We start from the raw sequence: 19,666 nt of genomic DNA on the forward strand, positions 1-19,666 counted from the left end.
TCACTGCACCAGACCGATGTTCTTCAGCGTCGCCGTGACCTCTTCGATGTTCCCGGTGAGGAAGTCATCGAACTCCGCGCCGACCAGGAACGCGTCGGTCCACCCCTTGGTCTCCAGCTGCTCCGTCCACGCCCCGGATTCGTGCAGTTCGGTGATCACGCGCACCAGCTCGTCCTTCTCGCCGTCGGAGATGCCGCCGGGGGCGATCACGCCGCGCCAGTTGGTCAGGACCACGTCGTACCCCTCCTCGGTGATGGTCGGGACATCCGGGAGCTGCGACACCGGCTCCTCGCTCGAGACAGCCAGAGCCTTGAGCGCGCCGCTCTCGATGTGCTGCGCGAACTCGCCGACGCCCGAGATGCCCGCGGCGACCTTGCCGCCGATCAGCAGCGGAACGGCCTCGCCGCCGCCGGAGTTCGGCGTGTAGTTCAGCTTCTCGGCGATCTCGGCCCCGTCTAGTCCTGCTTCCTCGAGCATGAGACCGGCGAGGATGTGGTCGGCGCCGCCCGCCGAGCCGCCGGTGATCGTGACCGCCTGGCCGTTGTCGACGACGTCGTCGACGAGGTCTTCGAGCGTGTCGTACTTCGAGTCGGCCGGCACCACCACGACGAGCGGTTCGTCGGTGAGTCGGGCGATCGGTGTGGTGTCCTCGATCCGCACGGCCGAGGCGTTGGTCTCGACCGCTCCGACCATGACCAGGCCCATCACCATCAGCGTGTTCGGGTCCTTCTCGTTGGCGAGCTGGGCGAGGCCGACCGTGCCACCGGCACCGCCCACGTTGGTCACGGGGGCGGAGGCCACGAGGTCGTCCTGCGTGAGCACCTGCGACAGCGCCCGGCCCGTCTGATCCCATCCCCCACCGGGATCCGCCGGGACCACGATCGAGACGTCGGTGACGGTGGCGGCTTCTGCTTCCCCTCCGCCGTCGTCGGTCGCTGCGCTGCCTCCCGCGCACGAGGTGAGGGTGAGGGCTGCGACCGCGGCCAGCCCGGCCAGGGTTGCGATGCGTGCGTTCTTCATGTGCGCTCCTCCTTGAGCGTTCGTGGTGCTGTGGCTCCACCCTGGGGGGGGAGCGGCGCCTGCTCCAGCTTCGGAAACCATTGGTCGGAGTTTCGGAACTATTGGTCACGAGCGGCGCTCCCGCCCGCTCGCACCGCACTCGCCGAAGGGCCAGAATGAGCAGGTGGCCTCGAAGATGACGCTCCGCGTGCAGTTGCTCGTGCTGCAGGCGCTGATCGTGTTCCTGGTGACCCTGGCGACCGGCATCGTGGCCGGCGCGTTCCAGGAGCAGGCTCTCCGCGAGGCGTACAAGGACCGGATGCAGGCCGTGGCCCAGTCGATCGCCGCGCTCCCGACGGTGCACGCGGCGTTCGACGATGCCGAGCCCTCCGCAGCCATCCAGCCGATCGCCGAGGTCATCCGCGAGGCCTCCGATCTCGCCTACGTCGTCGTCGCCAACGAAGACGGCATCCGCTACTCGCACCCGAATCCGGAGCGCATCGGCGAGAAGGTCTCCACCGACCCGTCGATCCCCCTCGCCGGCGAGATCTACGTCGGCACGCAGACCGGCACGCTCGGCACGTCGTGGCGGGTCAAGGTCCCCATCCGCGACGATGAGGGCGACGTTATCGGCACCGCATCCGTCGGGATTCTCGAGTCGGAGCTGAACGAGGAGTTCTCGGCCAATCTCGTCTGGCTGATCTCGGCGATGCTGGCGGCTGCTGTTCTCGGGGTGTTCGGCTCGGCGTGGGTGACCTCCATCATCCGGCGGCGCATCTACCGTCTCGAACCCCACCAGATCGCCGCTCTCGTGAAGAACCAGGAGACCACGCTGCACGGTCTGAGCGAAGGGGTCATCACGGTCGACGGCACCGGGCGGATCACGCTCGTCAACGACGCCGCCGCCCGATTCCTCGACAGGGATGCCGCCGATCTCGACGGCGAACCCGCCGCCGAGGTCCTGGGCACAGAGCTCGCCACGGTGCTCCGGCAGGGCGAGTCCGCCGGCCGGCCGGTGATCGTCGGGGCGCACGTGCTCGTCGCCCGCAGCACCGGAAGCGAGGCAGACGGCGAAGGCATCGGAGCGACGCTGCTGTTGCGCGATCACACCGAGTTGCATGACGTGGTGCGACGGGTCGAGGCCGCGGATGCGATCATCGCGTTCCGACAGCGACTCGGGCTCCCCAAGGGACTGAGCGCCGAGACGCTCGATCGTGTCTGCGCAGCTCTCGCTGCGCGCCCCGACGCTTCGGCGACCGAGATCGGCGACGACCTCGAGATCTCCCGCGTCAGCGCCCGCCGCTACCTCGAGCATCTCGCCGGCTCCGGCCGAGCGACCCGCACACTCGACTACTCGACCAAGGGCCGCCCGAGTACCCGCTACCGGTCGAACGACGCCGTCTGAGGCCCGTCACCCCTGGGACGCAGTGCCATTGTGTGCGACACTGGATCGCATTCGACGTCGTCGTCAGCCTGCCCGGATCGAAGGAGATCTCATGGTTCGCAGTACCTATCCCGATGTGGAGATCCCCGAGGTCTCCATCCACGAGTTCCTGTTCGGCGATCTCTCCGAAGCCGAACTCGACACCATCGCCCTCGTCGACGGGATGAGCGGGGCGACCACCACCTACCGGCAGCTCGTCGGACAGATCGACCTTTTCGCCGGCGCCCTCGCGGCACGCGGAGTCGGGGTGGGCACCACTGTCGGCGTCCTCTGTCCGAACATCCCGGCCTTCGCCACCGTTTTCCACGGCATCCTCCGCGCGGGGGCGACGGCCACCACCATCAACTCCCTCTACACCGCCGACGAGATCGCGAACCAGCTCACCGACGCCGGAGCGACCTGGCTCGTGACGGTCTCCCCTCTGCTTCCCGGCGCACAGGCCGCCGCGGACAAGCTCGGGTTCGACGCCGACCACGTGATCGTTCTCGACGGCGCCGAGGGCCACCCGTCCCTCCCCGCGCTCCTCGGCGAAGGGCACCCCGCACCGGACGTGACATTCGACCCGGCGACCCATCTCGCCGTCCTCCCCTACTCCTCGGGAACGACCGGCCGCCCGAAGGGCGTCATGCTCACGCACCGCAACCTGGTGGCCAACGTGTCGCAGTGCCGTCCGGTCCTCGGCGTCGATGCCAGTGACCGGGTGCTCGCCGTCCTGCCCTTCTTCCACATCTACGGCATGACGGTACTGCTGAACTTCGCGCTGCGTCAACGGGCCGGGCTCGTCACGATGCCGAAGTTCGACCTCCCCGAGTTCCTGCGCATCATCGCCGAGCACCGCACCACCTGGGTGTTCGTCGCTCCCCCGATCGCGGTCGCGCTCGCGAAGCATCCGATCGTCGACCAGTACGACCTCTCCGCCGTGAAGGTGATCTTCTCCGGCGCCGCTCCTCTCGACGGCGCCCTGGCCTCGGCGGTGGCCAACCGCTTGGGGTGCATCGTGACCCAGGGGTACGGCATGACCGAGACCAGCCCCGCGGTCAACCTCATCTCCGAGGCACGCACCGACATCGACCGCTCGACCATCGGGCCCCTCGTGCCGAACACCGAAGCACGGCTCGTCGATCCCGATTCGGGCGAAGACGTCACAGTGCCGGCAGAGGGCGCGAGCGAGCCCGGCGAACTGTGGGTGCGGGGACCGCAGGTCATGGTCGGCTACCTCAACCGCCCGGACGCCACGGCAGAGATGCTCGATGCCGACGGCTGGCTGCACACCGGTGATGTCGCCACCGTCACCGATGAGGGCATCTACCGTATCGTCGACCGGCTCAAGGAGCTCATCAAGTACAAGGGCTACCAGGTGGCTCCGGCCGTGCTGGAAGCCGTGCTGCTCGAGCATCCCTCCATCGCGGATGCCGCCGTGATCGGCGCACTCGATGAGGACGGCCAGGAGGTGCCCAAGGCCTTCGTCGTACGCCAGCCGGAAGCCGAACTCGATGCCGAGGCGGTCATGGCCCACGTCGCCTCGCATGTCGCGCCGCACGAGGAGGTACGCCAGGTGGAGTTCATCGATGTGATCCCCAAGTCGAGCTCGGGGAAGATCCTGCGCAAGGATCTGCGTACCCGCTGACGACGTCACCGGGTACACGAAGAAGCCCGCCATCCCTTTCGGGGTGGCGGGCTTCTTCGTGAGCGAAGTGCTTACTCGGACTTCTTCTCGACAGCGTCCTCGGCGGCATCCTCGGCTGCTTCGCCCTCGGCCTGCGACTCGGCGCCGGACTCGACGGTCTCGTCGGCGGGAGCCTCCTCAGCGGGAGCCTCCTCGACGACCTCAGCCGGCTTCTCGGCCTTCTCGGCCTTCGGAGCAGCAGCCTTCTTGGTCGACTTCGCCTTCGGGGTGACGGGCTCGAGGACGAGCTCGATCACGGCCATCGGCGCGTTGTCGCCCTTGCGGTTGCCGACCTTCGTGATGCGGGTGTAGCCGCCCTCACGGTCAGCGACGAGCGGCGCGATCTCGGAGAACAGGACGTGCACGACTTCCTTGTCACCGATGACCGACAGCACGCGACGACGCGCGTGCAGGTCGCCACGCTTGGCGAAGGTGATCAGACGCTCGGCGAGCGGACGAAGGCGCTTGGCCTTGGTCTCGGTCGTCTTGATCGACTTGTGGGTGTAGAGCGCCGCCGCGAGGTTGGCAAGCATCAGGCGCTCGTGTGCGGGGCCGCCTCCGAGGCGGGGACCCTTAGTGGGCTTGGGCATAATCGTCTAACTCCTGGTCAGAAAGGTCGGGTATCAGAAGGACTCGTCTTCGCTGCCGCCGTAGAAGTGGGCGCCGTCGAAACCGGGCACCGAATCCTTGAGCGACAGACCGAGCGAGATGAGCTTGTCGCGCACCTCGTCGACCGACTTCTGGCCGAAATTGCGGATGTTCATGAGCTGCGTCTCCGACAGGGCGACGAGCTCGGAAACGGTGTTGATGCCCTCACGCTTCAGGCAGTTGTACGAGCGGACCGACAGGTCGAGGTCCTCGATCGGCATCGACAGCTCGCTGGAGTTCACTGCCTCCACCGGCGCCGGGCCGATCTCGATGCCCTCGGCCTCGACGTTCAGCTCGCGGGCGAGACCGAACAGCTCGGTGAGCGTCTTCGCAGCCGAAGCGACGGCGTCGCGGGGGCTGATGGCCGACTTGGTCTCGACGTCGAGGACGAGCTTGTCGAAGTCGGTGCGCTCCCCGGCACGGGTCGCGTCGACGCGGTAGCTGACCTTGAGGACCGGCGAGTAGATCGAGTCGATCGGGATCTGACCGGCCTCGGCGTACTCGTTGCGGTTCTGCGTCGCCGAGACGTAGCCACGGCCACGCTCGATGGTGAGCTCGAGCTCGAACTTCGCGGTGTCGTTCAGCGTCGCGATGACGAGCTCGGGGTTCTGCACCTCGACACCGGCCGGAGCCGAGATGTCAGCGGCGGTGACTTCGCCCGCACCGGTCTTGCGCAGGTACGCGGTGATGGGCTCATCGCGCTCCGACGAGACGACGAGCTGCTTGATGTTGAGGATGATCTCGGTGACATCCTCCTTCACGCCGGGGATGGTGCTGAACTCGTGCAGCACGCCGTCGATGCGAACGCTGGTGACAGCAGCACCGGGGATCGACGACAGCAGGCTGCGACGCAGCGCGTTGCCGATCGTGTAACCGAAGCCGGGCTCCAGAGGCTCGATGATGAACCGGCTACGGTTCTCGACGATCTTTTCCTCGGTCAGTGTGGGACGCTGTGCAATAAGCACTCTGTGTTCCTTTCGATCACATGCCCGCTATATGACATGTGGTGGGGTGAGGTTTTGAGTTGTGGAAGTCGATGCCCGCACGCGGGCGTCGAGCCGCTCAGACCACGAAGGGACCGAGCGGCTCGACACGCGAATCAGACGCGGCGACGCTTCGGCGGACGGCAGCCGTTGTGCGCCTGCGGGGTGACGTCCTGGATCGAACCCACCTCGAGGCCGGCGGCCTGCAGCGAGCGGATCGCGGTCTCGCGGCCGGAGCCCGGACCCTTCACGAGGACGTCGACCTTCTTGACGCCGTGCTCCGCAGCCTGGCGGGCAGCCGACTCGGCGGCCATGCCTGCGGCGTACGGGGTCGACTTGCGGGAGCCCTTGAAGCCCACGCCACCCGACGATGCCCAGGCGATGACGGCGCCGGACGGGTCGGTGATCGAGACGATCGTGTTGTTGAACGTCGACTTGATGTGGGCCTGGCCCAGCGCGATGTTCTTCTTTTCCTTGCGGCGCGGCTTGCGCGCGGCGGCCTTGGGTGCAGCCATGAAAGTGTTCTCCTAGTCCCTGGGGCCGCGCTTAGCGGGCCTTCTTCTTGCCTGCGACGGTGCGCTTCGGGCCCTTGCGGGTACGGGCGTTGGTCTTGGTGCGCTGACCACGGACCGGGAGACCACGACGGTGGCGGATGCCCTCGTAGGAGCCGATCTCGACCTTGCGGCGGATGTCTGCTGCAACCTCGCGGCGCAGGTCACCCTCCACCTTGTAGTTGCCTTCGATGTGGTCGCGGAGGGCGATCAGCTGGTCGTCGCTGAGGTCCTTCACGCGGATGCTCTCGTCGATGTCCGTCGCCTTGAGGATCTCGACCGAGCGGGTACGGCCGACGCCGTAGATGTAGGTAAGGGCGATCACCACGCGCTTGTCGCGCGGGATGTCAACGCCGGCAAGACGTGCCATGCGGTTCTCCTGGGTGTTGTGGAGGTGTGGAACAGGATCGGTGCCCGGGCCTCCGCCCCGAGGTGTCCCCCGCTTCCGCGAGTTCTGATCCTGCCGTTGTGTTTTCAGTTGTGAGATGTGCGTGAGCGATGCCGCGCAGCGCGGGCCCGTCGATCAGACCGGCGGTCCCGCCAGGGACTCAGCCCTGGCGCTGCTTGTGACGCGGGTTGCTCTTGCAGATCACCATGACGCGGCCGTGACGGCGGATCACCTTGCAGTGATCGCAGATGGGCTTGACGCTGGGGTTGACCTTCATGATGTTTCCTGTTCGCTGTCTTCGTACCGCCCCGGGCAGGGGCAGGCCGTTACTTCTCGACCGATCAGCGGTAGCGGTAGACGATACGGCCGCGGGTCAGGTCGTAGGGGCTGAGCTCCACGACCACACGGTCCTCGGGGATGATACGGATGTAGTTCTGCCGCATCTTGCCGGAGATCGTTGCAAGGACCTTGTGTCCGTTGCTGAGCTCAACGCGGAACATCGCGTTGGGCAGAGCCTCGGAGATCACGCCCTCGATCTCGATGACACCGTCTTTCTTAGCCATAGCCTCGCTGACGCTTCTGCAGATCGGTCGATCTGCGGTGGGTGATTGGTTTGTGGTGCTGCACCGCCGGACACGCCGAATCAAGGCACAAAGCACCAAAGATCTATGTTAGACGCTCCGGAGCCATCCGGCAACTTGACGGCCAGGGCCGGGAAGCCGCCGGTTCAGCTGATCAGGTCGGTGAACTTCTTCAGGTCGGCCTGGTCCTGCAGGTTGAGGCGCGTGCCGTTGATGTCCACCGTCGGCGTGCCGGCGATCTCGTGGGACTTCGCCTGCGCCGCACCGAACTTGCGGTACGTCTCGTCGGTGATGCACGAGACCGCGTCATCCGCACCGACCTGTGTCGCGAAGCCGGCCAGCTGGTCGTTCGTCAGACCGGTCGAGTTCTCCTCGGGCTGGTTCTCGAAGAGCGTCTTGGCGAAGTCGAGGTACAGGTCAGGGTTCGACTCGGCGACGCAGAACGCGGCACCTGCCGACCGTGAGGAGTACTCGGTGCCCTGCGAGAAGCGGTCGAGGATCGCGATCGGGTGGTACTCGAGCGTGATGCGGCCGTCGGCAGCCGCGGCTTCGAGCTGAGCACCGAACTGGTCCTCGAAGGTCTTGCAGACCGGGCACTGGAAGTCGACGAACACCGCGATGGTGTCTTCACCGTCGCCGAACGAGACCGCACCGGTCTCGGAGTTGAAGGTGTCGTTGGCCTTCGGCGCCGCGCCGGGCGAGGTCGCCTGGTTGTTGAGGAACACCACGAGTCCACCGATCGCCACCAGCACCACGACCACGGCGATGGAGACGCCGATCGCGAACCAGTTGGTGTTGCTCTTCGCCGCTGCCATTACTTTCCGATCTCTCGAGGCTCGACCCCGAACGGGGCGAGTCCGGCTCTTCCACCATCGGGCGCAGTCAGCACCCAGATACCCCCATCATGCAGGGCGACGCTATGTTCCCAATGGGAGCCGTCCGTACCGTCGACCGTCGTGACGGTCCAGTCGTCCTCCTCGATGAAGGTCGCCTCCCCGCCGGCGGTGACCATCGGCTCGATCGCGAGCACGAGGCCGGGCTTCACGTCTTCACCGCGGTCGGGTGTGCGGTAGTTGAAGACGCTGGGGGCTTCGTGCATCTTGCGACCGATGCCGTGTCCGACGTACTCGCGCAGGATGCCGTAGGGCTCACCGGTAACGGCGGACGGTCCCTGCGCCTCGATGTAGTCCTGGATGGCCGCACCGATCTCGTCGATCGACGACACGGACGCCATGGCGGCGATTCCCGCCCACATCGACCCCTCGGTCACGCGGGAGAGCTCTTCGCGCTGGGCGACGAGCTCCGGGCGCTCCGGGTCGGGCACGACGACCGTGATCGCGCTGTCGCCGTTCCACCCCTGGAACTGCGCACCGCAGTCGACCGACACGATGTCACCCGGCTGGAGCACCCGCTCCCCCGGGATCCCGTGGACGACCTGCTCGTTCACCGAGATGCAGGTCGTGTGGTGGTAGCCGCGCACCAGCTGAAAATTCGACTCGGCGCCGCGGGCGAGGATCGTGCGGTTCGCCACGGTGTCGAGTTCGAGGGTGGTGACGCCGGCCTTGATCAGGGGGCGGACGGCGTCCAGTGCCGCTGCCGTGATCAGCCCGGGCTCCACCATCGCCCGCAGCTGAGCCGGGGTCTTGTAGATCGACCGGCGGAACATCTCAGGAGGCGGAGGCCGCGAGACGCAGACCGCGCGCGGCCAGGGCCTCGGCGATACGCTCGGTGATCTCGTCGAGGGAGCCGACGCCGTCGATACGGTCGACGATGCCCTTGGCCCCGTAGACCTCGAGGATCGGAGCGGTCTCGCGCTCGTAGATGTCGAGGCGGTGGCCGATGGCCTCCGGGGTGTCGTCGGAGCGCCCCTGCTCGGTCGCACGGAGTGTCAGACGCTCCAGACTCTCCTCGCGCGGCACGTCGAGGAGGATGACGGCGTCGAGCGCCTGTCCCCGTTCGGCGAGGAACGACTCGAGGTGGGCGACCTGCGCGGTGTTGCGCGGGTAGCCGTCGAGCAGGAAGCCGTGAGCGGCATCGTCCTGTGACAGGCGGTCGCGCACGATCTCGCTCGTCAGCTCGTCCGGAACGAGGTCGCCCTTGTCGAGGATCGCCGTGACCTGCTGCCCGAGGGGCGTCCCCTCCTTGATGTTCGCCCGGAAGATGTCGCCGGTCGAGACGACCGGGATGCCGTAGGACTCGGCGATGCGCACGCCCTGCGTGCCCTTGCCGGAGCCCTGCGGGCCGACGATGAGAAGACGTGCGGATGCTGTCATCGGAGGAGCCCTTCATAGTGTCGCTGCTGCAGCTGCGCGTCGATCTGCTTGACCGTCTCGAGACCCACACCGACGATGATGAGGATCGAGGCGCCGCCGAACGGGAAGTTTTGGTTGGCGCCGACGGTGGCCAGAGCGATGAGCGGGATGAGCGCGATCAGACCGAGGTACAGGGAGCCGGGGAGCGTGATGCGGGTGAGCACGTAGTCGAGGTACTCGGCCGTCGGGCGGCCCGCGCGGATGCCGGGGATGAAACCGCCGTACTTCTTCATGTTGTCCGCGACCTCGACCGGGTTGAACGTGATCGCCACGTAGAAGTACGTGAACCCGATGATCAGCAGGAAGTACGCGGCCATGTACACCGGGCTGTTGCCCGACGTGAAGTTCGTCGTGATCCAGGTCACCCAGGCGGCCGGAGTCGATCCGTCCTGCGGGGTGTTGAACTGCGCGATGAGTGCCGGGATGTACAGCAGCGACGAGGCGAAGATCACGGGGATCACACCCGCCATGTTCACCTTGATCGGGATGTAGGTGTTCGTGCCGCCGTAGGTGCGTCGACCCACCATGCGCTTGGCGTACTGCACCGGGATGCGTCGCTGGGATTGCTCGACGAACACGACGAGCCCCATCACGATGATTCCGACCAGCAGCACCAGCAGGAAGACCTCGAAGCCCTTGGTCTGCCAGATGAGGCTCATGGCACCGGGGAACGTGGCGGCGATCGAGGTGAAGATGAGCAGCGACATGCCGTTGCCGATGCCGCGCTCGGTGACGAGCTCGGCGAACCACATGATCAGGCCGGTACCGGCCGTCATCGCCATGATGATGAGCAACTGCGCCCACCACACGTCGTTCGTCAGCAGCTGCTGGCAGGCCGCGAGATCGGTCGTGCCGAAGAGCTGGCCGCTGCGGGCCACCGTGACGAGAGTCGTCGACTGGAGCAACGCGAGGGCGATCGTGAGGTAACGCGTGTACTGGGTCAGACGGGCCTGGCCGGCCTGTCCTTCCTTGTGGAGCGCCTCGAAGTGCGGGATGACCACGCGCAGGAGCTGCGTGATGATCGTCGCGGTGATGTACGGCATGACGCCGAGCGCGAAGATCGACAGCTGCAGCAGCGCGCCGCCGGAGAAGAGGTTGACCAGTCCGAGCAGCCCATCGGTGCCCGCGTTGGCGGCAAGACACTCTTCGACGTTCGGGAAGTTCACGAACGGCGCCGGGACGTTGGAGCCGAGCCGGTAGATCGCAACGATGGCGAGTGTGAAACCGATCTTCCGACGCAGGTCGGGGGTGCGGAAGATCCGCGCGATGGCGCTAAACAAGGACGTTCCTCCTGAAAAGGTTGCCGATTCCCGAAGGACGGCTGAAAGACCAGGGTAACGCAAACCGGGCTCCCCGGAATTCGCCACCGATACCAGGCCCGCCGGATGCGGCCCCAGAGCGAGGTCTCGGAGTGTGAAACCACAAGAGGGGCCGGAGAATCTCCGACCCCTCTTGCTAAGCGGTTACTTGACGGATCCGCCAGCCGCGACGATCTTCTGCTCGGCAGAACCCGAGACCTTGTCGACCGAAACGGTGAGCTTCACGGCGATGTCGCCGTTTCCGAGAACCTTGACCTTCTCGTTCTTGCGAACGGCACCCTTGGCGACCAGGTCGCCGATGGTGACATCGCCACCCTTCGGGTACAGCTCCGCGAGCTTCTCCAGGTTCACGACCTGGTACTCCACGCGGAACGGGTTCTTGAACCCGCGCAGCTTCGGGGTGCGCATGTGCAGCGGCATCTGCCCACCCTCGAAGCCGACGCGAACGGTGTTGCGCGCCTTGGTGCCCTTGGTTCCACGACCAGCGGTCTTACCCTTGGAGCCCTCACCACGGCCGACGCGAGTCTTGGCGGTGTTGGATCCGGGGACGGGACGCAGGTGGTGCACCTTCAGCACGCCGGGGCGGGACGCCGGAGCATCCTTCTTCGGCGCAGCCTTCTTGGCGGCCGGCTTCTTGGCAGCGCCCTCAGCCTTGGCGTCGGCGGCAGCGTTCTTGGCCGGAGCCTTCTTCGCGGCCGGCTTCTTCTCGGCGGTAGCCTTGGGAGCTGCAGCCTTCTTCGTGGCCTTCTCAGCCTCGACGGCCTCGTTCTTCTCAGCCATTAGTCGATCTCCTCAACCTTGACGAGGTGGGCGACGGTCTTGACGTAACCGCGCGTCTGCGCGTCGTCGGGGCGGACGGTGGTGTCACCGATCCGCTTCAGACCGAGGCTGCGCAGCGTGTCACGCTGGTTCTGCTTCTCGCTCACCTTGGACTTGATCTGCGTGACCTTCAGTCGCGCGGCCATCAGGCACCTACCTTCTGTGCGGCGATGGCCTCGGCCTCGGCGCGCACGAGGCGCGCAGGGGCGACCTGGTCGAACTCGAGGCCACGACGCGCGGCGACCGCACGAGGCTCCTCGAGCTGCTTCAGGGCGGTGACCGTCGCGTGCACGATGTTGATCGTGTTCGACGAGCCGAGCGACTTCGACAGCACGTCGTGGATACCGGCGCACTCGAGCACGGCGCGGACCGGACCACCGGCGATGACACCGGTACCGGCAGCGGCCGGACGGAGCAGGACCACACCAGCGGCCGCCTCACCCTGCACGGGGTGCGGGATGGTGCTGCCGACGCGCGGAACGCGGAAGAAGTTGCGCTTGGCCTCTTCGACACCCTTCGAGATCGCCAGAGGGACCTCGCGGGCCTTGCCGTAGCCGACGCCGACCAGACCGTTGCCGTCACCGACGACCACGAGGGCGGTGAAGCTGAAGCGACGACCACCCTTCACGACCTTGGAGACGCGGTTGATGGTGACGACGCGCTCCAGGAACTGGTTGTCGCCACGGTCACGAGAGTTGCGGTCACGGCCGCCACCCTGGTTGCGGTCACGACCGCCGCGGCGGCCATCACGCGAATCGCGAGCCGGCTCAGCCTGCGTGGTGCCGGCAGCCGTCTCGGAAGTGGCAGCAGCCGCTTCGGTCACTTCGTTCTCCTTGTTGTCACTCACAGTGCCAGACCCCCCTCGCGGGCGCCGTCGGCGATGGCGGCGACACGACCGGCGTAGCGGTTGCCGCCACGGTCGAACACTGCCTCGGAAACGCCGGCAGCCTTCGCACGCTCGGCGAGGAGCTCGCCGACCTTGCGGGCCTTGGCGGTCTTGTCACCCTCGAGCGAGCGCAGGTCGGTCTCGAGCGTCGAAGCCGACGCCACGGTGTGACCCTTGCTGTCGTCGACCAGCTGCACGAAGACGTGGCGGGCCGAGCGGTTGACGACGAGACGCGGACGCGCCTCGGTGCCGACGACCTTCTTGCGAAGGCGGGCGTGACGACGCGCGCGGGCGTCAGACTTTGACTTGAGAGCCATGGTTACTTACCACTCTTTCCGGCCTTGCGACGCACGTTCTCGCCGGCGTAGCGCACACCCTTGCCCTTGTACGGCTCGGGCTTGCGGATCTTGCGGATGTTGGCAGCTGCCTCGCCGACAGCCTGCTTGTCGATCCCGCTGACGGTGAGCTTGGTGGTGCCCTCGACCGTGAGCGTGATGCCGGCGGGCGGGTCGATCAGGACCGGGTGCGAGAAGCCGAGGGCGAACTCGACCGAGCTGCCCTTCTGCTGCACGCGGTAACCGGTGCCGACGACCTCGAGACCCTTGGTGTAGCCCTGGGTCACGCCGATGATGTTGTTGTTGATGAGCGTGCGGGTCAGGCCGTGAAGCGACCGCGACTCGCGCTCGTCGTCGGGACGGGAGACCAGAACCTGGTTCTCCTCGACCGCGACCTCGATGGGGCTGGCCACCGTGAGGGTGAGTTCACCCTTGGGGCCCTTCACCGCGACCTCGCGGCCGTCGACCGAAACGGTCACGCCCGCGGGAACGTCGATGGGAAGTCGTCCAATACGCGACATTTCGAATTACCACACGTAGGCGAGAACTTCTCCGCCCACGCCCTTCTGCTCTGCCTGACGGTCGGTGAGAAGACCGGAGGAGGTGGACAGGATCGCCACGCCAAGGCCGCCGAGGACCGTGGGAAGCTCGGTCGACTTCGCGTAGACGCGGAGACCGGGCTTCGAGACGCGCTTGATGCCAGCGATGGAGCGCTCACGGTTGGGACCGTACTTCAGCGTCAGCGTGAGGTTCTGTCCGACGCGGGCGTCAGAGGTCTCCCAGCCGGCGATGTAGCCCTCCTGCTGGAGGATCTGAGCGATGTGCGTCTTGAGCTTGCTCGACGGCAGGGTCACGGAATCGTGGTGCGCCGAGTTCGCGTTGCGCAGACGGGTCAGCAGATCTGCGACCGGGTCTGTCATTGTCATTGTTGATTTCCTTTGTTCATGAGGTTCCGGCTGCCGTTACACGACAGACGGCCTGCGATGACACGCAATTTTCAATTGTACGTGCACATCGACGGGCTCAGTGACACGAGACCACTGAGCCCGTCGAGGGTGTTACGCCTGTGCGTCTTCCGAGCGGAACGGGAATCCGAGGTGACGGAGCAGTGCCCGGCCCTCTTCATCCGTCTTCGCGGTGGTGACGACGGTGATGTCGAAACCGCGAACCCGGTCGATCTTGTCCTGATCGATCTCGTGGAACACGCTCTGCTCCTGGAGACCGAAGGTGTAGTTGCCGTTGCCGTCGAACTGCTTGCCCGAGAGACCGCGGAAGTCGCGGATACGGGGCAGTGCGAGCGAGACGAGGCGATCCACGAACTCCCACGCGCGGTCACCGCGGAGGGTGACGTGCGCGCCGATGGCCTGACCCTCGCGCAGCTTGAACTGCGCGATGGACTTGCGAGCCTTCGTGACGATCGGCTTCTGGCCGGTGATCTTGGTGAGATCGTCGACCGCGCCATCGATCACCTTGCTGTCGCGAGCTGCCTCGCCGACACCGGTGTTCACGACGACCTTGACCAGTCCGGGGATCTGCATGACGTTCGCGTAACCGAACTCGTCCTGCATCGCCTTCTTGATCTCGGTGTTGTACTTCTGCTTCAGGCGCGGCTGGATCTTGCCAGCCGGCGCGGCAGTGTCGGTGCTCATCAGAGGTCCTTACCGCTCTTCTTCGCGTAGCGCACGCGGACGGTGCGCTTGACGCCGTCCTTGGTCTGCTCCTCGACCCGGTGGCCGACCTTGGTCGGCTTCTTGGTCGAGGGGTCGACGAGTGCGACGTTCGAGATGTGGATGGAGGCTTCGACGGTCTCGATGCCTCCGGTCTTGGTGCCACGCTGCGTCTGGCCGACGCGGGTGTGCTTGGTGACGTAGTTCACGCCTTCGACGATGACGCGGTTCTTGTCGGAAAGGACGTCGAGGACCTTGCCCTGCTTGCCGCGGTCGCCGCCACGCTCCTGCGTGGCACCGGTGATGACCTGAACCAGGTCACCCTTCTTGATCTTCGCCATGATTAGATGACCTCCGGCGCCAGCGAGACGATCTTCATGAACTTCTTGTCGCGAAGCTCACGACCGACCGGCCCGAAGATACGGGTGCCGCGGGGCTCCCCGTCGTTCTTCAGGATCACTGCGGCGTTCTCGTCGAACTTGATGTAGGAGCCGTCCGGGCGACGGACCTCCTTCTTGGTGCGGACGATGACCGCCTTGACGACATCGCCCTTCTTGACGTTGCCACCGGGGATCGCGTCCTTGACGGTCGCGACGATGGTGTCGCCGAGTCCCGCGTAACGGCGCTTCGAGCCACCGAGAACGCGGATGGTGAGCAGCTCCTTGGCGCCGGTGTTGTCGGCGACCTTGAGTCGGGATTCCTGCTGGATCACTTGGCCTTCTCCAGAATCTCCACCAGGCGCCAGCGCTTCGTGGCGCTCAGCGGGCGGGTCTCGTTGATCAGGACCAGGTCGCCGATGCCGGCGGAGTTCGCCTCATCGTGCGCCTTGACCTTCGAGGTGCGGCGGATGACCTTGCCGTAAAGCGGGTGCTTCACGCGGTCCTCGACCTCGACCACGATGGTCTTGTCCATCTTGTCGCTGACGACGTAGCCGCGACGTGCCTTGCGGTAACCGCGGGCAGCGGAGTCGCGGACGTCGTGCTCGGACGACTCGTGTCCTGCGGCCTGCGTCTCCACAGTCGCTTCCTTCTTGGTGGCCATCACTCAGCCTCTTCCTTCACGGCGTCGTCGGCGGAGTCCGCCTTCTTCGCCTTCGACTTGGTCGCCTTCTTGGCCGGAGCCTCGACCGGAGCGGGCGTCGCACGGATGCCCAGCTCGCGTTCGCGGATCACGGTGTAGAGGCGCGCGATGTCGCGCTTGACGGCGCGGATGCGGCCGTGGCTCTCCAGCTGGCCGGTGGCCGACTGGAAACGGAGGTTGAACAGCTCCTCCTTGGCCTTGCGCAGCTCCTCGACGAGGCGCTGGTCTTCGAATGTGTCGAGCTCTGCCGGGGCGAGCTCCTTGGTGCCGATCGCCATTACGCGTCGCCCTCCTCGCGCTTGATGATGCGTGCCTTGAGCGGCAGCTTGTGAATTGCACGGGTCAGAGCTTCGCGTGCGAGCTCCTCGTCGACACCCGCGACCTCGAAGAGGACACGGCCCGGCTTGACGTTGGCGACCCACCACTCGGGGGAACCCTTACCGGAACCCATGCGGGTTTCGGCAGGCTTCTTCGTGAGCGGACGGTCGGGGTAGATGTTGATCCACACCTTTCCACCACGCTTGATGTGACGGGTCATCGCGATACGAGCGGACTCGATCTGACGGTTCGTCACGTAAGCGGGCGTGAGGGCCTGGATACCGTACTCGCCGAAGGAGACCTTCGTGCCGCCGGTGGCCTGACCCGAGCGACCCGGGTGGTGCTGCTTGCGGAACTTGACCTTACGGGGGATGAGCATTATGCCGACGCTCCTTCTGCGACAGGTGCCTCGTTGCGCGGGGCACGGCGGCGGTCGCCACCACGGTCGTCACGACGAGCCTTGGGTGCGTTGGCCTGCTCGCGAGCGAGCTCCTTCGCGGTCAGGTCGCCCTTGTAGATCCAGACCTTCACGCCGATGCGGCCGAAGGTGGTCTTCGCCTCGTAGAAGCCGTAGTCGATGTTCGCGCGCAGCGTGTGCAGCGGCACACGACCCTCGCGGTAGAACTCCGAACGGCTCATCTCGGCGCCGCCGAGGCGGCCGGAGACCTGGATGCGGATGCCCTTGGCGCCGGCGCGCTGCGCGCCCTGCAGACCCTTGCGCATCGCACGACGGAACGCCACACGAGCAGAGAGCTGCTCGGCGATACCCTGTGCGACCAGCTGAGCGTCGGCCTCGGGGTTCTTGACCTCGAGGATGTTCAGCTGGATCTGCTTGCCCGAGAGCTTCTCGAGGTCGCCGCGGATGCGCTCGGCCTCGGCCCCACGACGACCGATCACGATGCCCGGACGGGCGGTGTGGATGTCGACGCGGACGCGGTCACGGGTGCGCTCGATCTCGATGTTCGAGACACCGGCGCGGTCGAGCTGCGTCTTGAGCAGGTTACGGATCTTGATGTCTTCGGCGACGTAGTCGGCGTAGCGCTGACCCGGCTTCGTCGAGTCAGAGAACCAACGCGAGACGTGGTCCGTCGTGATGCCGAGACGGAAGCCGTACGGGTTTACCTTCTGTCCCATTACTTGCTCGCCTTCTTGTTGCTGTCGCCCGTGGCGGCCGGAGCTGCCTCAGGCGTCGAGAGCACGACCGTGATGTGGCTCGTGCGCTTCTTGATCTGGAAAGCGCGACCCTGAGCACGGGGCTGGAAACGCTTGAGCGTGGTGCCCTCGTCGACGTACGCGTTGGCCACGTACAGGTCCTGCTCGTCGAGGAACTCGCCGTCGCGATCCGCCTTCACCTGCGCGTTGGCCATGGCCGACGCGACAAGCTTGTAGATCGGTTCGCTGGCGCTCTGCTGTGCGAACTTGAGGATCGCGAGAGCTTCCTGTGCCTGCTTGCCCTTGATGAGCGCGACGACACGACGAGCCTTCTGAGGGGTCACGCGGATGTGTCGCACGCGTGCGATCGATTCGACCATTAGCGGCGCCGCCCCTTCTTGTCGTCCTTCTCGTGGCCGCGGAAGGTGCGGGTGGGCGCGAACTCGCCCAACTTGTGACCGACCATGGTCTCGGACACGAACACAGGGATGTGCTTGCGTCCGTCGTGGACCGCGATCGTGTGACCCAGCATGGCCGGGATGATCATGGACCGACGGGACCAGGTCTTGATGACGTTCTTGGTGCCGGCTTCGTTCTGCACGACCACCTTGCGAAGCAGGTGATCGTCGACGAAGGGGCCCTTCTTAAGACTGCGAGGCATCTTCTCTTACTCCTACTTACGCTTCTTGCCGGCGTTACGACGACGCACGATGTACTTGTCGCTTTCCTTGTTGGCGTGACGGGTACGACCCTCAGCCTGGCCCCACGGGGAGACGGGGTGACGACCACCGGAGGTCTTACCCTCACCACCACCGTGCGGGTGGTCCACCGGGTTCATCGCGACACCACGCACGGTCGGGCGGACGCCCTTCCAGCGCATGCGGCCGGCCTTACCCCAGTTGATGTTCGACTGCTCGGCGTTGCCGACCTCGCCGATGGTCGCGCGGCAGCGCGCATCGACGTTGCGGATCTCGCCCGAGGGCAGACGCAGCTGGGCGTAGGGGCCGTCCTTGGCGACGAGACGGACGGATGCACCGGCCGAACGTGCCATCTTCGCGCCGCCGCCGGGGCGGAGCTCGATCGCGTGGATGACGGTACCCGTGGGGATGTTCTTCAGCGGGAGGTTGTTGCCGGGCTTGATGTCAGCCCCGGCACCCGACTCGACGATGTCGCCCTGCTTCAGCTTCGCCGGAGCGAGGATGTAGCGCTTCTCACCGTCGAAGTAGTGCAGCAGCGCGATGCGCGCGGTGCGGTTGGGGTCGTACTCGATGTGAGCGACCTTGGCGTTGACGCCGTCCTTGTCGTTACGACGGAAGTCGATGAGACGGTACTGGCGCTTGTGGCCACCACCGATGTGACGGGTCGTGATGCGGCCCTGGTTGTTGCGACCACCGGTCTTCGAGAGCGGGCGCAGCAGCGACTTCTCCGGCGTCGATCGAGTGATCTCGGCGAAGTCAGCCACCGACGAGCCGCGACGGCCCGGGGTCGTGGGCTTGTACTTGCGAATAGCCATTATTGTCCTTATCCCCCGGATCAGCCGATTGCCGTGAAGATGTCGATGGTGCCCGACTTCAGGGTGACGATGGCGCGCTTGGTGTCCTTGCGCTTGCCGGTGCCGAAGCGGGTGCGGCGTGCCTTGCCGACGCGGTTGAGGGTGTTGACCCCTGCGACCTTGACGCCGAAGATCTTCTCGATGGCGAGCTTGATCTCGGTCTTCGAAGCGCGCGGGTCGACGAGGAAGGTGTACTTGCCTTCATCGATGAGACCGTAGCTCTTCTCGGACACGACCGGCTTCAGGATGATGTCGCGCGGGTCCTTGTTCAGGGCCGTCTGGAGAACAGATGCCTGCTCGCTCATGCGGAGACCTCCTGGTTGGCGCCGGACTTGGAGGCGATGAAGCCCTCGAGCGCGGCCTGGGTGAAGACGATGTCGTCGGAGACGAGCACGTCGTATGCGTTGAGCTGGTCGAACGTCAGCACGTGCAGGTTCGACAGGTTGCGGATGCTCTTCAGCGTCACGTCGTCGTTGCGCTCGATCACGACGAGCACGTTCTTCGACGAGACGACGTTGGTGAGGAAGTTCACCGCGGTCTTGGTCGAAGGCGTTCCGTCGATCCCGAAGGACTCGATGGCGTGGATGCGGTCACCGCGGAAGCGGTCGCTGAGCGCGCCCAGGAGGGCGGCGGCGATCATCTTCTTGGGGGTGCGCTGCGAGTAGTCGCGCGGCTTGGGGCCGTGCACGATGCCACCACCGGTCATGTGCGGCGCGCGGATGGAACCCTGACGGGCGTTACCCGTGCCCTTCTGCTTGAAGGGCTTGCGACCGGCACCCGAGACCTCGCCACGACGCTTGGTCGAGTGCGTGCCCTGGCGAGCCGCCGCGAGCTGCGCGACGACGACCTGGTGGATGAGCGGGATGTTCGTCTTGGCGTCGAACAGCGCGGCGGGAAGCTCGATCGAGCCTGCCTTCTTGCCGTCTGCCTTGAGGACGTCGAGCGCGAGAGTGGAGTCAGCCATGA

Annotated in this window: 31 protein-coding genes; 2 read left to right on the plus strand and 29 right to left on the minus strand. The window is 66.0% G+C overall.

Translation table 11 applies throughout. The features are described from left to right. Positions 1 to 1,020: a Bug family tripartite tricarboxylate transporter substrate binding protein gene (locus GZ64_RS0115005; RefSeq protein ID WP_029267375.1), complete on the minus strand. Its 1,020-nt coding sequence runs from the start codon at positions 1,018 to 1,020 to the stop codon at positions 1 to 3. A gap of 163 nt (positions 1,021 to 1,183) precedes the next feature. On the opposite strand from GZ64_RS0115005, the gene GZ64_RS19195 reads away from it, so the two are divergent. Together GZ64_RS19195 and GZ64_RS0115015 are read left to right on the plus strand one after the other, a co-directional pair. Continuing rightward, on the plus strand, positions 1,184 to 2,404 hold the full coding sequence (locus GZ64_RS19195; protein ID WP_036271429.1) for a PAS domain-containing protein: 1,221 nt from the start codon (positions 1,184 to 1,186) through the stop codon (positions 2,402 to 2,404). A 91-nt stretch (positions 2,405 to 2,495) separates the two neighbouring features. Further along, positions 2,496 to 4,070, plus strand: a complete 1,575-nt coding sequence (locus GZ64_RS0115015; RefSeq protein WP_029267376.1) for an AMP-binding protein — start codon at positions 2,496 to 2,498, stop codon at positions 4,068 to 4,070. A gap of 71 nt (positions 4,071 to 4,141) precedes the next feature. Here GZ64_RS0115015 and rplQ read toward each other — a convergent pair whose 3' ends face one another. The 28 genes from rplQ to rplD form a co-directional block, all read right to left on the minus strand. After that, the gene (gene rplQ / locus GZ64_RS0115020; protein WP_029267377.1) at positions 4,142 to 4,699 is read right to left on the minus strand and encodes a 50S ribosomal protein L17; all 558 of its coding nucleotides are present in this window, start codon (positions 4,697 to 4,699) and stop codon (positions 4,142 to 4,144) included. A 33-nt stretch (positions 4,700 to 4,732) separates the two neighbouring features. Beyond that, positions 4,733 to 5,722, minus strand: coding sequence for a DNA-directed RNA polymerase subunit alpha (locus tag GZ64_RS0115025; RefSeq protein WP_021201111.1), 990 nt, complete (start codon positions 5,720 to 5,722; stop codon positions 4,733 to 4,735). A 134-nt stretch (positions 5,723 to 5,856) separates the two neighbouring features. Beyond that, positions 5,857 to 6,255: a 30S ribosomal protein S11 gene (gene rpsK, locus GZ64_RS0115030; RefSeq protein WP_017829189.1), complete on the minus strand. Its 399-nt coding sequence runs from the start codon at positions 6,253 to 6,255 to the stop codon at positions 5,857 to 5,859. Positions 6,256 to 6,286: 31 nt separating this feature from the next. Then, positions 6,287 to 6,661, minus strand: a complete 375-nt coding sequence (rpsM, locus tag GZ64_RS0115035; RefSeq protein WP_017201568.1) for a 30S ribosomal protein S13 — start codon at positions 6,659 to 6,661, stop codon at positions 6,287 to 6,289. Positions 6,662 to 6,839: 178 nt separating this feature from the next. Further along, the gene (gene rpmJ / locus GZ64_RS0115040; RefSeq protein ID WP_005050492.1) at positions 6,840 to 6,956 is read right to left on the minus strand and encodes a 50S ribosomal protein L36; all 117 of its coding nucleotides are present in this window, start codon (positions 6,954 to 6,956) and stop codon (positions 6,840 to 6,842) included. Positions 6,957 to 7,020: 64 nt separating this feature from the next. Beyond that, positions 7,021 to 7,242 carry a translation initiation factor IF-1 gene (gene infA, locus GZ64_RS0115045; RefSeq protein WP_017201569.1) on the minus strand — a complete coding sequence of 74 codons (222 nt, stop codon included), beginning with the start codon at positions 7,240 to 7,242 and terminating at the stop codon, positions 7,021 to 7,023. 164 nt (positions 7,243 to 7,406) lie between these two features. Continuing rightward, a complete protein-coding gene (locus GZ64_RS0115050) occupies positions 7,407 to 8,075 on the minus strand; it encodes a DsbA family protein (RefSeq protein ID WP_021201112.1) in 669 nt (222 codons plus the stop codon). Continuing rightward, on the minus strand, positions 8,075 to 8,926 hold the full coding sequence (map, locus tag GZ64_RS0115055; protein ID WP_029258207.1) for a type I methionyl aminopeptidase: 852 nt from the start codon (positions 8,924 to 8,926) through the stop codon (positions 8,075 to 8,077). Before map ends, GZ64_RS0115050 begins: the two co-directional genes overlap by 1 nt. A 1-nt stretch (position 8,927) precedes the next feature. Then, complete coding sequence (locus GZ64_RS0115060; RefSeq protein WP_029267378.1) at positions 8,928 to 9,533, minus strand: adenylate kinase; 606 nt, start codon at positions 9,531 to 9,533, stop codon at positions 8,928 to 8,930. After that, positions 9,530 to 10,852, minus strand: a complete 1,323-nt coding sequence (secY, locus tag GZ64_RS0115065) for a preprotein translocase subunit SecY (RefSeq protein ID WP_021201115.1) — start codon at positions 10,850 to 10,852, stop codon at positions 9,530 to 9,532. The genes GZ64_RS0115060 and secY overlap by 4 nt, the downstream gene beginning before the upstream one ends. A 183-nt stretch (positions 10,853 to 11,035) precedes the next feature. Then, positions 11,036 to 11,671, minus strand: coding sequence for a 50S ribosomal protein L15 (rplO, locus tag GZ64_RS19200; protein WP_036331632.1), 636 nt, complete (start codon positions 11,669 to 11,671; stop codon positions 11,036 to 11,038). After that, complete coding sequence (rpmD, locus tag GZ64_RS0115075) at positions 11,671 to 11,856, minus strand: 50S ribosomal protein L30 (protein WP_017201575.1); 186 nt, start codon at positions 11,854 to 11,856, stop codon at positions 11,671 to 11,673. Before rpmD ends, rplO begins: the two co-directional genes overlap by 1 nt. Then, positions 11,856 to 12,533, minus strand: coding sequence for a 30S ribosomal protein S5 (gene rpsE / locus GZ64_RS0115080; RefSeq protein ID WP_017829196.1), 678 nt, complete (start codon positions 12,531 to 12,533; stop codon positions 11,856 to 11,858). The genes rpmD and rpsE overlap by 1 nt, the downstream gene beginning before the upstream one ends. Before the next feature lie 20 nt (positions 12,534 to 12,553). Continuing rightward, positions 12,554 to 12,913, minus strand: a complete 360-nt coding sequence (gene rplR / locus GZ64_RS0115085; protein ID WP_017201578.1) for a 50S ribosomal protein L18 — start codon at positions 12,911 to 12,913, stop codon at positions 12,554 to 12,556. Positions 12,914 to 12,915: 2 nt separating this feature from the next. Continuing rightward, on the minus strand, positions 12,916 to 13,452 hold the full coding sequence (gene rplF, locus GZ64_RS0115090; RefSeq protein WP_017829197.1) for a 50S ribosomal protein L6: 537 nt from the start codon (positions 13,450 to 13,452) through the stop codon (positions 12,916 to 12,918). A 6-nt stretch (positions 13,453 to 13,458) separates the two neighbouring features. Further along, positions 13,459 to 13,857, minus strand: coding sequence for a 30S ribosomal protein S8 (gene rpsH / locus GZ64_RS0115095; protein ID WP_021201117.1), 399 nt, complete (start codon positions 13,855 to 13,857; stop codon positions 13,459 to 13,461). Positions 13,858 to 13,989: 132 nt separating this feature from the next. After that, positions 13,990 to 14,580 (minus strand): 50S ribosomal protein L5, encoded by a 591-nt coding sequence (gene rplE / locus GZ64_RS0115100; RefSeq protein ID WP_021201118.1) that lies wholly within the window; start codon positions 14,578 to 14,580, stop codon positions 13,990 to 13,992. Further along, a complete protein-coding gene (gene rplX, locus GZ64_RS0115105) occupies positions 14,580 to 14,939 on the minus strand; it encodes a 50S ribosomal protein L24 (protein WP_021201119.1) in 360 nt (119 codons plus the stop codon). The genes rplE and rplX overlap by 1 nt, the downstream gene beginning before the upstream one ends. A 2-nt stretch (positions 14,940 to 14,941) precedes the next feature. Next, entirely contained in the window at positions 14,942 to 15,310 is a 369-nt protein-coding gene (gene rplN, locus GZ64_RS0115110; RefSeq protein ID WP_017201583.1) for a 50S ribosomal protein L14, read from the minus strand. Next, a complete protein-coding gene (gene rpsQ / locus GZ64_RS20285) occupies positions 15,307 to 15,639 on the minus strand; it encodes a 30S ribosomal protein S17 (RefSeq protein WP_021201120.1) in 333 nt (110 codons plus the stop codon). The genes rplN and rpsQ overlap by 4 nt, the downstream gene beginning before the upstream one ends. Further along, positions 15,639 to 15,956, minus strand: a complete 318-nt coding sequence (gene rpmC, locus GZ64_RS20290) for a 50S ribosomal protein L29 (protein ID WP_017829202.1) — start codon at positions 15,954 to 15,956, stop codon at positions 15,639 to 15,641. Before rpmC ends, rpsQ begins: the two co-directional genes overlap by 1 nt. Beyond that, positions 15,956 to 16,375, minus strand: coding sequence for a 50S ribosomal protein L16 (gene rplP, locus GZ64_RS0115125; RefSeq protein WP_017829203.1), 420 nt, complete (start codon positions 16,373 to 16,375; stop codon positions 15,956 to 15,958). Before rplP ends, rpmC begins: the two co-directional genes overlap by 1 nt. Beyond that, positions 16,375 to 17,130, minus strand: a complete 756-nt coding sequence (gene rpsC / locus GZ64_RS0115130) for a 30S ribosomal protein S3 (protein WP_017201587.1) — start codon at positions 17,128 to 17,130, stop codon at positions 16,375 to 16,377. The genes rplP and rpsC overlap by 1 nt, the downstream gene beginning before the upstream one ends. After that, positions 17,130 to 17,528 carry a 50S ribosomal protein L22 gene (gene rplV, locus GZ64_RS0115135; protein WP_021201121.1) on the minus strand — a complete coding sequence of 133 codons (399 nt, stop codon included), beginning with the start codon at positions 17,526 to 17,528 and terminating at the stop codon, positions 17,130 to 17,132. The genes rpsC and rplV overlap by 1 nt, the downstream gene beginning before the upstream one ends. Further along, entirely contained in the window at positions 17,528 to 17,809 is a 282-nt protein-coding gene (gene rpsS, locus GZ64_RS0115140) for a 30S ribosomal protein S19 (RefSeq protein ID WP_017829205.1), read from the minus strand. The genes rplV and rpsS overlap by 1 nt, the downstream gene beginning before the upstream one ends. Positions 17,810 to 17,821: 12 nt before the next feature. Next, positions 17,822 to 18,661: a 50S ribosomal protein L2 gene (rplB, locus tag GZ64_RS0115145; protein WP_029267379.1), complete on the minus strand. Its 840-nt coding sequence runs from the start codon at positions 18,659 to 18,661 to the stop codon at positions 17,822 to 17,824. Positions 18,662 to 18,681: 20 nt separating this feature from the next. Next, the gene (rplW, locus tag GZ64_RS0115150) at positions 18,682 to 19,005 is read right to left on the minus strand and encodes a 50S ribosomal protein L23 (protein WP_017829206.1); all 324 of its coding nucleotides are present in this window, start codon (positions 19,003 to 19,005) and stop codon (positions 18,682 to 18,684) included. Beyond that, entirely contained in the window at positions 19,002 to 19,664 is a 663-nt protein-coding gene (gene rplD, locus GZ64_RS0115155) for a 50S ribosomal protein L4 (RefSeq protein ID WP_021201122.1), read from the minus strand. Before rplD ends, rplW begins: the two co-directional genes overlap by 4 nt. Between the last annotated feature and the right edge of the window lie 2 nt (positions 19,665 to 19,666).

Origin of the sequence: Microbacterium sp. Cr-K32, from assembly GCF_000708345.1 — a bacterium.
Lineage (GTDB): Bacteria > Actinomycetota > Actinomycetes > Actinomycetales > Microbacteriaceae > Microbacterium > Microbacterium maritypicum_A.